Source organism: Streptomyces sp. NPDC006476 (assembly GCF_040612015.1).
GTDB lineage: Bacteria > Actinomycetota > Actinomycetes > Streptomycetales > Streptomycetaceae > Streptomyces > Streptomyces griseorubiginosus_B.
Genome location: NZ_JBEXPK010000003.1, coordinates 47,199 through 60,319 on the forward strand (window position 1 = coordinate 47,199; position 13,121 = coordinate 60,319).

Consider the following 13,121-nt stretch of genomic DNA (forward strand, 5'->3'; position numbering starts at 1 on the left):
CCGAGCGACACACCTCCGCTTCGGACCGGCTTGCGATGTCAAGGTCCACTCGACTCACCGGGCGGCTCCCCCACCACCCACCACTCCTCGGTGTCCGCGTCCTCGAGTTGACGTAGCAGGTCGTCCACCAGCAGACCGAGTTCGGCTTCGTCGGTGTCCGCGAGACTCGCCCGATGTTGCTGTGTGGCGTACCAGTACTCCCTGACAATCGGATTCTGGAGCATTCCCCGGACGTGCTTGAAGAACTCGTCCCTGCTCAGATTGCCGATGCGGTAGTACAGAAGCAGATTGGTGTAGAGCGCGTTGGCGAACAGGTACTGACGGCGCTGCTTGGGGGAGACGGGTGGTTCGTAGAGGTCCAGGACCTCGGCGAGCTCTGGATCGTCGATCGCCTTGCTCAGCAACTCCCAGTGCTGTCGCTGCTGAGTGGCGAGGTTCGTGGCTTGCTGGGTGTGTGCGGTCCGCTCCAGGTGTTCCAGGCGTGCGCGCAGCACCTTCAGCGACTGGTGCTGTGCCGCCAGGGTGGCGAGGCCCCCCGCCGCAACACCTATGCAGACTGCGACAGTGCACCTCAGCCCCCGCGGACCGAACTTCTGTGTGGCCATGTCAACCCCCGAATCAGGCGGCCGTCCGCCGGTCGTCGGGATGCGGGTCGACTGGAGGGGACCGGCGAGCGGTGGGCGGCGCTTGCCGTCTCCCAGGGTGCCGAGCGGCTCTGATCGGCGGGGGAGGCGGAGAGGAGGCGCACGGAGGGAAGCGAGGGTCGCACACTCCGGCGCCTTGCCCAACGTCTGCCCCGCAAGTGCTGCTAACAATCGTTCACTTCGCAGTGATTCTTCCGGCTCGTATCCTGGTCCGGCATTCAAACCTCGTACGTGCGCCGCCAGCGCGATCCGGCGCACACGGCAGTGTGAAAGAGGTCGTACGTTGCGTCAGCCGAGCCCCGGACAGCGGCAGATCCCGGTCGTCGTACTCGCCGGATTCCTCGGCTCGGGGAAGACCTCGCTCCTCAACCATCTGCTGCACCGCAGCGGGGGCAGCCGGATCGGGGCGATCGTCAACGACTTCGGGGCCATCGAGATCGACGCGATGGCCGTGGCCGGGGCACTCGGCGACTCGACCGTCTCACTCGGCAACGGCTGCCTGTGCTGCGCCGTGGACGTGAGCGAACTCGACGGCTATCTCGACCGGCTGGCCGCGCCCTCCGCCGGCATCGACGTCATCGTCATCGAGGCCAGTGGACTCGCCGAGCCCCAGGAGCTGGTGCGGATGGTGCTGGCCTCCGAGCATCCGGGGATCGTGTACGGCGGGCTCGTCGAGGTCGTCGACGCGGCCGAGTTCGACGACACCCGCGCCAGGCATCCCGCGATCGACCGGCATCTCGCCCTCGCCGATCTCGTCGTCGTCAACAAGGTCGACCGGGCGGAGGATGAGGGGCAGAGGGTTCTACGGCTCGTTCGGTCGATCGTCGATCGCGCCGCCGTCGTGGCGGCCGCCTACGGCCGCGTCGACCCGGAGTTCCTCTTCGACTGCCGGCCGAGCGAGGAGCGCGTCGGGCAGCTCTCCTTCGACGATCTGCACGACCAGGAGCGCGACCAGGGCGATCACGACCACAACGAGGACCGACACGACGAGGACGGACACGCCGCGCATCTGCACGCCGGCTACGAGAGCCTGTCCTTCGTCGCCGAAACGCCCATGGACCCACGTCGGTTGATGGCGTTCCTCGACAGCCGGCCTGCGGGGCTGTACCGGATCAAGGGGTACGTCGACTTCGGCGCGTACGACGTCCGCAACCGTTACGCCGTGCATGCCGTGGGGCGCTTTCTGCGGTTCTACCCGGAGCCATGGCCGGCCGGCGCCCCACGCCTCACCCAGCTCGTCCTCATCGGCTCCGGCATCGACGCGCCGGCTCTCCGCAAGGAGCTGGAGGCCAGTACGAGCGACGCCCCGCACACCGCCGACGAGCACGGCATGTGGGGCGTCCTGCGGTACGTCCAGGATCCCGGCGAGCAGGACCCCGCGTCCTAGACGGGGCCCGCCACCACGGCCACCGTCTTCGGCAGGGACACGCCCGAGCCGTCGCGGCGCGGGTCGATCTCCGGCAGGTCGGCGGGGGTGCCGTTCTTCTGGGCCGCCTTGGCCGGTGTGGCGCCCGCCCAGGCCAGCGACAGGCAGTCCTCGCCCTTGAGGAACCGCTGGCAGCGGACACCGCCGGTGGCGCGGCCCTTGCGCGGGTACTGGTCGAAGGGGGTCAGCTTGGCCGTCGTCTGGACCGAGTCGTCGAGCGTGCCGCGGGAGCCCGCCACCGTGAAGACCACCGCGTCCGCCGCCGGGTCGACCGCCGTGAAGCAGATGACCTTCGCGCCGTCGGCGAGCTTGATGCCCGCCATGCCGCCCGCCGGACGGCCCTGCGGACGCACCTGGGCGGCCTGGTAGCGCAGCAGCTGGGCGTCGTCCGTGATGAAGACCAGGTCCTCCTCGCCGGTGCGCAGCTCCACCGCGCCGACGATCCGGTCGCCCTCCTTGAGGGTGATGACCTCCAACTCCTCCTTGTTGGAGGGGTAGTCGGGGACCACACGCTTGACGACGCCCTGCTCGGTGCCGAGGGCCAGACCGGGGGAGGACTCGTCGAGGGTGGTCAGGCAGACCACCGTCTCGTCGTCCTCCAGGGAGAGGAACTCCGACAGGGGGGCTCCGCCCGCGAGGTTCGGGGCCGACGCCGTCTCCGGCAGCTGCGGGAGGTCGACGACGTTGATCCGCAGCAGACGGCCGGTGGACGTCACGGCGCCGATCTCTCCGCGGGCCGTGGCCGGGACCGCGGAGACGATCACGTCGTGCTTCACGCGCCTGCCGTCGGCGTCCTCCGGGAAGGGCTCGCCGTTCGCCGTGCGGGCCAGCAGACCGGTCGAGGAGAGCAGCACACGGCACGGGTCGTCCGCGACCTGCAGCGGTACGGCGGCGGCCGTGGCGCCGGAGGACTCCAGCAGGACCGTACGGCGCTCGGTGCCGAACTTCTTGGCCACCTGCGCCAGTTCGTTGGAGACCAGCTTGCGCAGCTCCGCGTCCGAGTCCAGGATCCGGGTCAGCTCCGCGATCTCCGCGTTGAGCCGCTCCTTCTCCGACTCCAGCTCGATGCGGTCGTACTTGGTGAGGCGGCGCAGCGGTGTGTCGAGGATGTACTGGGTCTGGATCTCCGAGAGCGAGAAGCGCTCCATCAGGAGTTCCTTGGCCTGCGCGCTGTTCTCGCTGGAGCGGATCAGCCGGATGACCTCGTCGATGTCGACCAGGGCCGTGAGCAGGCCCTCCACCAGGTGCAGCCGGTCGCGGCGCTTGGTGCGGCGGAACTCGCTGCGGCGCCGGACGACGTCGAAGCGGTGGTCGAGGTAGACCTCCAGGAGCTCCTTGAGGCCGAGGGTGAGGGGCTGCCCGTCCACCAGGGCGACGTTGTTGATGCCGAAGGACTCCTCCATCGGCGTCAGCTTGTACAGCTGCTCCAGGACGGCCTCCGGCACGAAGCCGTTCTTGATCTCGATGACCAGGCGCAGGCCGTGCGCGCGGTCGGTGAGGTCCTTGACGTCGGCGATGCCCTGGATCTTCTTCGAACCGACCAGGTCCTTGATCTTGGCGATCACCTTCTCCGGGCCGACCGTGAAGGGCAGTTCGGTGACGACCAGGCCCTTGCGGCGGGCGGTGACGGTCTCCACCTCGACGGTGGCGCGCATCTTGAAGGTGCCGCGGCCCGTCTCGTACGCATCCCGGATGCCGGAGAGTCCCACGATGCGGCCGCCGGTGGGCAGGTCGGGGCCCGGGACGTGCTTCATCAGGGTGTCCAGGTCCGCGTTCGGGTAGCGGATCAGGTGGCGGGCGGCCGCGATCACCTCGCCGAGGTTGTGCGGCGGCATGTTCGTCGCCATACCGACCGCGATGCCCGAGGCGCCGTTGACCAGCAGGTTCGGGAAGGCGGCGGGCAGGGCGACCGGCTCCTGCTCCTGGCCGTCGTAGTTCGGGGCGAAGTCGACCGTGTCCTCGTCGATCGACTCCGTCATCAGGCTCGTCGCCTGCGCCTGGCGGCACTCGGTGTACCGCATGGCGGCGGGCGGGTCGTCGTTGCCCAGCGAGCCGAAGTTGCCGTGGCCGTCGACGAGAGGCACGCGCATGGAGAAGGGCTGGGCCATGCGCACCAGGGCGTCGTAGATCGACGCGTCGCCGTGCGGGTGCAGCTTGCCCATGACCTCGCCGACCACGCGCGCGCACTTCACATAGCCGCGGTCGGGACGCAGGCCCATCTCGTTCATCTGGTAGACGATGCGCCGGTGCACCGGCTTGAGGCCGTCGCGGGCGTCGGGCAGGGCGCGGGAGTAGATGACCGAGTACGCGTACTCGAGGAAGGAGCCCTGCATCTCGTCGACGACGTCGATGTCGAGGATGCGCTCCTCGAACGAGTCGTCGGGCGGCGGGGTCTTCGTGCTGCGGCGGGCCATCGCTGCCGGCTCCTCTTTTCTGGTCGCTCGCCTACGGGTCGCTCACGGCCCCTTCGGCTCACGCTTGCTGAAGCATGAACGGGATCTGACGCCACCATTGTGGACCGCTGCACTGACAACGCGGGCCAGGACCCGGTGCGGGCGATCCGGTCCGCCGGTGCGGGCACCATCGGGCGCGGCTGCCCGCAGGCTACGCGATCCGCTGTGGGCGTACGTCGTCCGGGAACTTCGCCGTGGCTCCGCACGCTTGCATACAGTGGCAGGACCGGCAGCAAAACCGCGGTGTCAGCCACCGCATCGGCGATCGAAGGGACGTACATGCCCATGGGTCACACGGCCACAGACCAGGCAGGCACCGGGGGCCTGACAGCGACCGAGCACCGCCTGGCCAACGGCCTGCGCGTGGTGCTCTCCGAGGACCACCTGACCCCGGTCGCGGCGGTGTGCCTCTGGTACGACGTCGGCTCGCGCCACGAAGTCAAGGGCCGTACCGGCCTTGCTCACCTTTTCGAGCACCTGATGTTCCAGGGATCGGGCCAGGTGAAGGGCAACGGCCACTTCGAGCTGGTGCAGGGGGCCGGCGGCTCGCTCAACGGCACCACCAGCTTCGAGCGCACCAACTACTTCGAGACCATGCCCGCCCATCAGCTGGAGCTCGCCCTCTGGCTCGAGGCCGACCGCATGGGCTCCCTGCTGGCCGCCCTGGACGACGAGTCCATGGAGAACCAGCGGGACGTCGTGAAGAACGAGCGCCGGCAGCGCTACGACAACGTCCCGTACGGCACCGCCTTCGAGAAGCTGACCGCCCTCGCCTACCCGGAGGGCCACCCCTACCACCACACCCCGATCGGCTCGATGGCCGACCTGGACGCGGCGACGCTGGAGGACGCGCGCGCGTTCTTCCGCACCTACTACGCGCCCAACAACGCCGTGCTGTCGGTCGTCGGCGACATCGACCCCGAGCAGACGCTCGCCTGGGTCGAGAAGTACTTCGGCTCCATCCCCTCCCACGACGGCAAGCCCGCTCCCCGGGACGGCACCCTGCCGGACGTGATCGGCGAGCAGCTGCGCGAGGTCGTCGAGGAGGAGGTGCCCGCGCGCGCGTTGATGGCCGCCTACCGGCTGCCGCACGACGGCACGCGCGCGTGCGACGCGGCCGACGTGGCGCTGACCGTCCTCGGCAGCGGCGAGTCCTCCCGCCTCTACAACCGGCTGGTACGGCGCGACCGTACGGCCGTCGCGGCCGGCTTCGGCCTGCTGCGGCTCGCCGGGGCGCCCTCCCTGGGCTGGCTGGACGTGAAGACCTCCGGGGACGTCGAGGTCCCGGTCATCGAGACCGCCATCGACGAGGAGCTCGCCCGGTTCGCCGAGGAGGGCCCGACGGCCGAGGAGATGGAGCGCGCGCAGGCCCAGTTGGAGCGCGAGTGGCTGGACCGGCTCGGCACGGTCGCGGGCCGCGCCGACGAACTGTGCCGTTACGCCGTCCTGTTCGGCGACCCGCAGCTCGCCCTGACCGCCGTCAAGCGCGTCCTGGAGGTGACCCCGGAGGAGGTCCGCGAGGTCGCCGCGGCCCGCCTGCGCCCCGACAACCGCGCGGTGCTGGTGTACGAGCCGGTCTCCGCGGAGGTCGCCGAGGACGCCGATCCGCCCGAAGACCCCGAGGCCGAGGCCACCGTCGAAGCCGGCGACAAGAACGAGGAGGCGGCCAAGTGACCGAGCTCGCCGCGATGGAGTTCCACCCGCAGCCCCAGGCGGGCGAGGCCCGGCCGTGGGCGTTCCCGGCGCCCACGCGCGGAGCGCTCGACAACGGCCTGACCGTGCTGCGCTGCCACCGCCCCGGCCAGCAGGTCGTCGCCGTGGAGGTCCTGCTGGACGCGCCCCTGGAGGCCGAGCCGGCCGGCTTCGACGGCGTCGCCACGATCATGGCGCGTGCCTTCTCCGAGGGCACCGACAAGCACTCCGCCGAGGAGTTCGCCGCCGAACTGGAGCGCTGCGGCGCCACCCTCGACGCGCACGCCGACCACCCCGGCGTCCGGCTCAGCCTGGAGGTTCCGGCCTCCCGACTGGCCAAGGCGCTCGGTCTGCTCGCCGACGCCCTCAGGGCGCCCGCGTTCGCCGACAGCGAGGTGGAGCGGCTGGTCCGCAACCGCCTCGACGAGATCCCGCACGAGCTGGCCAACCCCTCCCGGCGCGCCGCCAAGGAGCTCTCCAAGGAGCTGTTCCCGGCCGGCTCGCGCATGTCGCGCCCGCGCCAGGGCACCGAGGAGACCGTCGAGAAGATCGACGCGGCGGCCGTGCGCGCCTTCTACGACCGTCACGTCCGGCCCGTGACGGCCACCGCGGTGGTCGTCGGCGACCTCACCGGGATCGACCTCGACGCCCTGCTCGGGGAGACCCTCGGGGCGTGGACGGGCTCCAGGGCCGAGCCCCGCCCGGTGCCTGCGGTGACGGCCGACGACACCGGGCGCGTGGTCATCGTCGACCGTCCCGGCGCCGTCCAGACGCAGCTGCTCATCGGCCGCGTCGGGCCCGACCGGCACGACCGCGTGTGGCCCGCGCAGGTCCTCGGCACGTACTGCCTGGGCGGCACCCTCACCTCCCGCCTGGACCGCGTCCTGCGCGAGGAGAAGGGCTACACCTACGGCGTGCGGGCCTTCGGCCAGGTCCTGCGCTCCGCCCCGGACGGCACGGGCGCGTCGATGCTCGCCATCAGCGGCTCCGTCGACACCCCGAACACCGGCCTGGCGCTCGACGACCTCTGGAGGGTGCTGCGCACGCTCGCCGAGGGCGGCCTCACGGACGCCGAGCGCGACGTCGCCGTACAGAACCTCGTCGGGGTGGCGCCGTTGAAGTACGAGACGGCGGCGGCCGTCGCGAGCACGCTGGCCGACCAGGTCGAGCAGCATCTGCCGGACGACTTCCAGGCGACGCTGTACCAGCAGCTGGCCGCGACCGGCACCGTGGAGGCCACCGCGGCGGTCGTGAACGCTTTCCCCGTCGACCGGTTGGTGACCGTCCTGGTCGGGGACGCGGCGCAGATCAAGGAGCCCGTAGAGGCTCTGAACATCGGTGAAGTGACCGTGGTGTCCGCCGAGTAGCGGCACGCGTGCGTGGCAGGGCCCTGGTGACGGAAGCGTCACCAGGGCCCTCTTATGTCCGAATTGAAGGACCTTTGAAGGCAATTGAAGGAAAATTGAAGGAGAGTGGGCTGTTTGCCCTGTGGGATGCGCTACAAACACCCTGATCCGTTTGGGAATTGAAAGTGGCCCCGTTTAGCGTCGTCCGGGCTGTCCGTCAGGCAGTGCGCCGCACCCGCGGCACCGGACAGTCATCGCCGAGTCCCCGTACGGCGCGAGCCAGGGGAGCCGGGGACCCACGCAGTCCCTGGGGTGAATCGGACGCCCGCGCGTGTGGCGAGGGTGTCCGTAGGAGACCTTCCTGCTCCGAACCCGTCAGCTAACCCGGTAGGCGAGAGGGAAGGAAAGGAACAGCCTGTACATGGCGTTCATGTGCGCCACCGGGAAGCACCGTCGTCCCAGCCGGATCAAGCGCTCCACCGCCCATGCCGCCGGCGTCGCGGCCCTCGCCACCACCGGCGTCATCGGCGCCCTCGCGGCCCCCGCGCTCGCCGCCGACAACGCGGCCGACGCCGTCGAGCAGACCGGTCTCACCCCCGTCATCACCATCGGCGACTCGATCGCCGCCAAGATCGACGCCCAGGCCGACGCGCAGAAGCAGGCCGCCGAGATGGCCGCCCGCAAGAAGGCGGCCGAGGAGGCCGCGCGCAAGAAGGCCGAGGCGGAGGCCAAGAAGGCCCGCGAGGCCAAGGAGCGCGCCGCCCGCGAGGCCGAGCGCAAGCGCCTCAACACCTTCGTCGCCCCGATCTCGAACTCGTACGTCTCCACGGGCTACAAGGCCAGCAGTTCCCTGTGGTCCTCGGGCAGCCACACCGGCATCGACTTCCACGCCGCGACCGGCACCACCGTGCACGCCGTCGGCTACGGCACGGTCGTGCAGACCGGCTGGGGCGGTGCGTACGGCAACCAGATCGTGATCAAGATGAACGACGGCACGTACACCCAGTACGGCCACCTGTCGTCCATCGGCGTCTCCGTCGGCCAGAAGGTCGTCACCGGCCAGCAGATCGGCCTCTCCGGCTCGACCGGCAACACCACCGGGCCGCACCTGCACTTCGAGGCCCGTACGACGCCGGAGTACGGCTCCGACATCGACCCCGTCGCCTACCTTCGCTCGCACGGCGTGAACGTCTGACGGAGGATCGCGAGATCCCGTGAAGCCCCGGCTCCCCGAGCCGGGGCTTTCCGCGTTTCAGTCGTCCCGCTGTCCAAAAAATATCCATGGATTCTGGCCCGCCGTCGGAAATTCCCGCCCTTTGCAATAGAGTCACTGGACACACGTCCATGGTCGACGTTTCACGGGGATTAAGGCGGAGGTCGGACATGCGTATTCCGGCGCACTCGGTGTGCACGGCCATCCGGGACGACATCGTCGCGGGTGTCTACGAGCGCGGCAGCCGCCTCACCGAGGAACTCCTCGCCCGCCGCTACGGCGTCTCGCGCGTCCCCGTCCGCGAGGCCCTGCGCACCCTGGAGGCCGAGGGCTTCGTGGTGACCCGGCGGCACGCGGGCGCGTGCGTCGCGGAACCGACCGAGCAGGAGGCCTCCGACCTGCTGGAGATGCGCCTGCTGCTGGAGCCGCTCGGCGCCTCCCGGGCCGCCCAGCGCCGCACCGAGGCCCATCTGAAGGTGCTGCGCGGCCTGGTCAGACTGGGCCAGGAGCGGGCCAGAAGGGGCAACAGCGAGGATCTGCGCTCCCTGGGCGGCTGGTTCCACGAGACGCTCGCCCAGGCCTCCGGCAGCCCGGCCATGACCTCGATGCTCACCCAGCTGCGTCACAAGATCGCCTGGATGTACGCCGTGGAGGCGCCCGCCGACCCGGTGGAGTACTGGGCCGAGCACGGGGCGATCGTTGACGCCGTGGCCCGTGGCGACGGCGAACGCGCCCGGGCGGTCACGGCACTGCACACCGAACGCTCGACCGCCGCGCACCGGCTGCGATTCGGGAGTCAGGAGCGGGTGAACGGTGTGAGGAACTCGCAACATGCCGTAAACATGCCGAGCCTGCGGCATTAACACGGACGCCGTATACAAAGAGGAAAGAATTCGCGGGGGCTATTTCACGCTGCCCGCCGCCGGGAATTCCGAACCCCCGGCACAGAAAATGCGAAGGGCTCGCCCGGAAATTCGGACGAGCCCTTCCGTGGTGCCGTGGTCAGACGGTCTCGGGAAGCTCCTCGAGCCCCTCGGAGACCAGCTTGGCCAGACGGTCGAGGGCCGCGTCCGCGCCCTCGGCGTCGGAGGCGAGGACGATCTCCTCGCCGCCCTGGGCGCCCAGGCCCAGAACCGCCAGCATGGAGGCCGCGTTGACGGGGTTGCCGTCGGCCTTGGCGATCGTGACCGGGATACCTGCGGCCGTGGCGGCCCGGACGAAGATGGAAGCGGGGCGGGCGTGGAGGCCCTCGGCCCAGCCGACGTTGACGCGGCGCTCAGCCATGTGATGCTGCCCTTCGGTGTTCAGGGTTGTCTAGACCAGTTTCCCACAACGTGAGGCTGCTCCGGAGAGGCTCGCGCCCCTCCGGGGTGAGTCGTCGGGCCGCGGCCTCGGCCCGACGTCCGTCCCTCGCGCTGCTTGGTTGTCGTCCACAGACTGCCTCGCGCCGTTGTCGGACGCGAGCCGTACGCTGGGCCCCATGCAGACCTCGTCGGACCGGCACGAGTACCCCGCCCACTGGGAAGCCGACGTGGTGCTGCGCGACGGCGGCACCGCACGCATCCGCCCCATCACCGTCGATGACGCGGAGCGCCTGGTCAGCTTCTACGAGCAGGTGTCGGACGAGTCGAAGTACTACCGCTTCTTCGCGCCCTACCCGCGACTGTCCGCGAAGGACGTCCACCGCTTCACGCACCACGACTTTGTGGACCGGGTGGGACTCGCGGCCACGGTCGGCGGCGAGTTCATCGCCACCGTACGCTACGACCGCATCGGCGCCGACGGAACGCCCGCGTCGGCGCCCGCCGACGAGGCCGAGGTCGCCTTCCTCGTCCAGGACGCCCACCAGGGCCGCGGCGTCGCCTCCGCCCTCCTGGAGCACATCGCCGCCGTGGCCCGCGAGCGCGGCATCCGCCGCTTCGCCGCCGAGGTGCTGCCCGCCAACACCAAGATGATCAAGGTGTTCACGGACGCCGGCTACACCCAGAAGCGCAGCTTCGAGGATGGCGTCGTCCGCCTCGAGTTCGACCTCGAACCCACCGACCGCTCCCTGGCCGTCCAACGCGCGCGGGAGCAGCGCGCCGAGGCCCGGTCCGTACGGCGGCTGCTCGCGCCCGGCTCGGTCGCCGTCGTCGGCACCGGCCGCACCCCCGGCGGCGTGGGCCGCGGCATCCTCGACAACATCCGGGACGCGGGCTACGCCGGACAGCTGTACGCCGTGAACAAGGCGTTCGGCGAGGACCTGAAGGAACTCGACGGCGTCCCCGCCCACCGCTCCGTGCGGGACATCGACGGGCCCGTCGACCTCGCGGTCGTCGCCGTGCCGGCCGAGCGCGTCCCCGAGGTCGTCACCGAGTGCGGCGAGCACGGCGTGCAGGGGTTGGTCGTCGTCTCCGCCGGCTACGCCGAGAGCGGGCCGGACGGACGCGAACGGCAGCGCGAACTCGTCCGGCACGCGCGCGCGTACGGCATGCGGATCATCGGCCCGAACGCCTTCGGCGTCATCAACACCTCCCCGCAGGTACGGCTCAACGCCTCCCTCGCCCCCGAGATGCCCCGCGCCGGCCGCATCGGCCTGTTCGCCCAGTCCGGCGCCATCGGCATCGCCCTGCTCTCCCGGCTGCACCGACGCGGCGGCGGCGTCACGGGCGTCACCGGGGTGTCCACCTTCGTCTCCTCCGGCAACCGCGCGGACGTCTCCGGCAACGACGTCATCCAGTACTGGTACGACGACCCGGACACCGACGTCGTCCTGATGTACCTGGAGTCCATCGGCAACCCCCGCAAGTTCACCCGCCTCGCCCGGCGCACGGCCGCCGCCAAGCCGCTGGTCGTCGTCCAGGGCGCCGGTTCCGCACCGCAGGGGCACGCCGTACGGGCGACGCGGCTGCCGCACGCGACGGTGTCCGTGCTGCTCCGGCAGGCCGGGGTGATCCGGGTCGACACCATCACCGAGCTGGTCGACGCCGGTCTGCTGCTCGCCCGCCAGCCCCTGCCGAGCGGACCCCGGGTGGCGATCCTGGGCAACTCCGAGTCCCTGGGGCTGCTGACGTACGACGCCTGTCTCTCCGAGGGGCTCCGGCCGCACCGCCCGCTCGACCTGACCACCGGCGCCACGGCTGGCGACTTCCACGCGGCGCTGCTGCGGGCCCTCGGGGACGATTCCTGCGACGCGGTCGTCGTGACCGCCATCCCGGCCATCGGCGAGGCCTCCGTGGCCGACGCGGAACTGGCCCAGGCGCTGCAGTCGGCCGCCGACCAGGTCCCCGGCAAGCCGGTCCTCGTCGTGCACGTGGAGCTCGGCGGGCTCGCGGAGGCGCTGTCGGCGGCGGCCGGCACCGCGCCCGAACCGGACGCCGCGGCCACCGGAACCCGTAGGCTGCGCCCCTCGCAGCAGCTGCCGGCGCCGGTCCCCGCCCGGCAGCCCGCCGCCCCCGACACCACCCCCCGGCTCATCCCGGCCTACCCGGCCGCCGAACGCGCGGCGCGGGCCCTCGCCGAGGCCGTGAAGTACGCGCAGTGGCGGCGCGAGGCCGCCGAGCCCGGCAGGGTGCCCGAGTACGACGACATCGACGAGAAGGGCGCCGCCCGTCTCATCGACGGAATGCTCGCGCGCGGACAGGGCCTCACCCTGGGCAGCGAGGAGACCTGCGAGCTGCTCGGGCGCTACGGAATCGCCGTCCGCCGGGCGACCCCCGCGTTCACCCCGGACGACGCCGTCCGGGCCGCCGGCGAGCTCGGCTACCCCGTCGCCCTGAAGGCCACCGCCCCGCACCTGCGCCACCGCGCCGACCTGGGCGGCGTCCGGCTGGACCTGGCGGACGAGGAGCAACTGCGCCGGGCGTACGCCGAGTTGACCGGCCTGTTCGGCAAGCCGGAGGAGCTGCGGCCGGTTGTGCAGTCGATGGCGCCCCGGGGCGTCGACACGGTCGTACGGGCCGTCATCGACCCGGCCGCCGGCGCCGTGCTGTCCTTCGGGCTGGCCGGGGCGGCCTCCCAGCTGCTCGGCGACATGGCGCACCGGCTGGTCCCGGTCACCGACCGCGACGCGACCTCCCTGATCCGGTCGATCCGGACGGCCCCGCTCCTGTTCGGCTGGCGCGGCTCGACCCCCGTCGACACACCTGCGCTGGAGGAACTGCTGCTGCGCGTGTCCCGGCTCGTCGACGACCACCCCGAGGTCGTCGCGGTCACCCTGGAGCCGGTCGTCGTCGCCCCGCGTGGCCTGAGCGTTCTCGGCGCCTCCGTGCGCCTCGCGCCCCCGCCCGCCCGCGACGACCTCGGCCCGCGCACGCTTCCGGTGTACTGAACCACCGCTGAGCGGTGCCTCGCAGTCAGTGCGCCCCC

General features: G+C 71.2%; 9 protein-coding genes and 1 riboswitch. Of the genes, 6 read left to right on the top strand and 3 right to left on the bottom strand.

From position 1 onward, the window contains the following. Window positions 1-38: 38 nt before the first annotated feature. Window positions 39-605: a DUF6082 family protein gene (locus ABZZ74_RS04255; protein ID WP_356761792.1), complete on the bottom strand. Its 567-nt coding sequence runs from the start codon at window positions 603-605 to the stop codon at window positions 39-41. Between the two features lie 322 nt (window positions 606-927). Between ABZZ74_RS04255 and ABZZ74_RS04260 the strand changes: the two genes are divergently transcribed. Beyond that, entirely contained in the window at window positions 928-2,031 is a 1,104-nt protein-coding gene (locus ABZZ74_RS04260) for a GTP-binding protein (RefSeq protein ID WP_356761794.1), read from the top strand. On the opposite strand, the gene ABZZ74_RS04265 is transcribed toward ABZZ74_RS04260, so the two are convergent. Continuing rightward, window positions 2,028-4,484 carry a DNA topoisomerase IV subunit A gene (locus ABZZ74_RS04265; protein WP_356761796.1) on the bottom strand — a complete coding sequence of 819 codons (2,457 nt, stop codon included), beginning with the start codon at window positions 4,482-4,484 and terminating at the stop codon, window positions 2,028-2,030. The genes ABZZ74_RS04260 and ABZZ74_RS04265 overlap by 4 nt on opposite strands. 318 nt (window positions 4,485-4,802) lie before the next feature. Here ABZZ74_RS04265 and ABZZ74_RS04270 point away from each other — a divergent pair, with 318 nt between their 5' ends. The 4 genes from ABZZ74_RS04270 to ABZZ74_RS04285 all read left to right on the top strand — a co-directional run bounded on the left by ABZZ74_RS04270 (window position 4,803) and on the right by ABZZ74_RS04285 (window position 9,637). Then, window positions 4,803-6,197, top strand: a complete 1,395-nt coding sequence (locus ABZZ74_RS04270) for a pitrilysin family protein (RefSeq protein WP_356761798.1) — start codon at window positions 4,803-4,805, stop codon at window positions 6,195-6,197. Continuing rightward, window positions 6,194-7,582, top strand: coding sequence for a pitrilysin family protein (locus ABZZ74_RS04275; RefSeq protein WP_356761800.1), 1,389 nt, complete (start codon window positions 6,194-6,196; stop codon window positions 7,580-7,582). Before ABZZ74_RS04270 ends, ABZZ74_RS04275 begins: the two co-directional genes overlap by 4 nt. A gap of 224 nt (window positions 7,583-7,806) precedes the next feature. Continuing rightward, window positions 7,807-7,970, top strand: a riboswitch (cyclic di-AMP (ydaO/yuaA leader). 12 nt (window positions 7,971-7,982) lie between these two features. Further along, window positions 7,983-8,756 carry a M23 family metallopeptidase gene (locus ABZZ74_RS04280; RefSeq protein ID WP_356761802.1) on the top strand — a complete coding sequence of 258 codons (774 nt, stop codon included), beginning with the start codon at window positions 7,983-7,985 and terminating at the stop codon, window positions 8,754-8,756. 188 nt (window positions 8,757-8,944) lie between these two features. Beyond that, window positions 8,945-9,637 (top strand): GntR family transcriptional regulator, encoded by a 693-nt coding sequence (locus tag ABZZ74_RS04285; protein WP_356761804.1) that lies wholly within the window; start codon window positions 8,945-8,947, stop codon window positions 9,635-9,637. 139 nt (window positions 9,638-9,776) lie between these two features. Here the strand turns inward: ABZZ74_RS04285 and ABZZ74_RS04290 are convergent, their stop codons facing one another. Continuing rightward, complete coding sequence (locus ABZZ74_RS04290; protein ID WP_016432192.1) at window positions 9,777-10,058, bottom strand: HPr family phosphocarrier protein; 282 nt, start codon at window positions 10,056-10,058, stop codon at window positions 9,777-9,779. A gap of 196 nt (window positions 10,059-10,254) precedes the next feature. On the opposite strand from ABZZ74_RS04290, the gene ABZZ74_RS04295 reads away from it, so the two are divergent. After that, window positions 10,255-13,083: a GNAT family N-acetyltransferase gene (locus ABZZ74_RS04295; protein ID WP_356761806.1), complete on the top strand. Its 2,829-nt coding sequence runs from the start codon at window positions 10,255-10,257 to the stop codon at window positions 13,081-13,083. Window positions 13,084-13,121 lie beyond the last annotated feature (38 nt).

Coding starts and splice junctions, on each gene's coding strand:
- ABZZ74_RS04255 (WP_356761792.1), bottom strand. CDS start 605: ATGGCCACACAGAAGTTCGGTCCGCGGGGGCTGAGGTGCACTGTCGCA.
- ABZZ74_RS04265 (WP_356761796.1), bottom strand. CDS start 4,484: ATGGCCCGCCGCAGCACGAAGACCCCGCCGCCCGACGACTCGTTCGAG.
- ABZZ74_RS04270 (WP_356761798.1), top strand. CDS start 4,803: ATGCCCATGGGTCACACGGCCACAGACCAGGCAGGCACCGGGGGCCTG.
- ABZZ74_RS04280 (WP_356761802.1), top strand. CDS start 7,983: ATGGCGTTCATGTGCGCCACCGGGAAGCACCGTCGTCCCAGCCGGATC.
- ABZZ74_RS04285 (WP_356761804.1), top strand. CDS start 8,945: ATGCGTATTCCGGCGCACTCGGTGTGCACGGCCATCCGGGACGACATC.
- ABZZ74_RS04290 (WP_016432192.1), bottom strand. CDS start 10,058: ATGGCTGAGCGCCGCGTCAACGTCGGCTGGGCCGAGGGCCTCCACGCC.
- ABZZ74_RS04295 (WP_356761806.1), top strand. CDS start 10,255: ATGCAGACCTCGTCGGACCGGCACGAGTACCCCGCCCACTGGGAAGCC.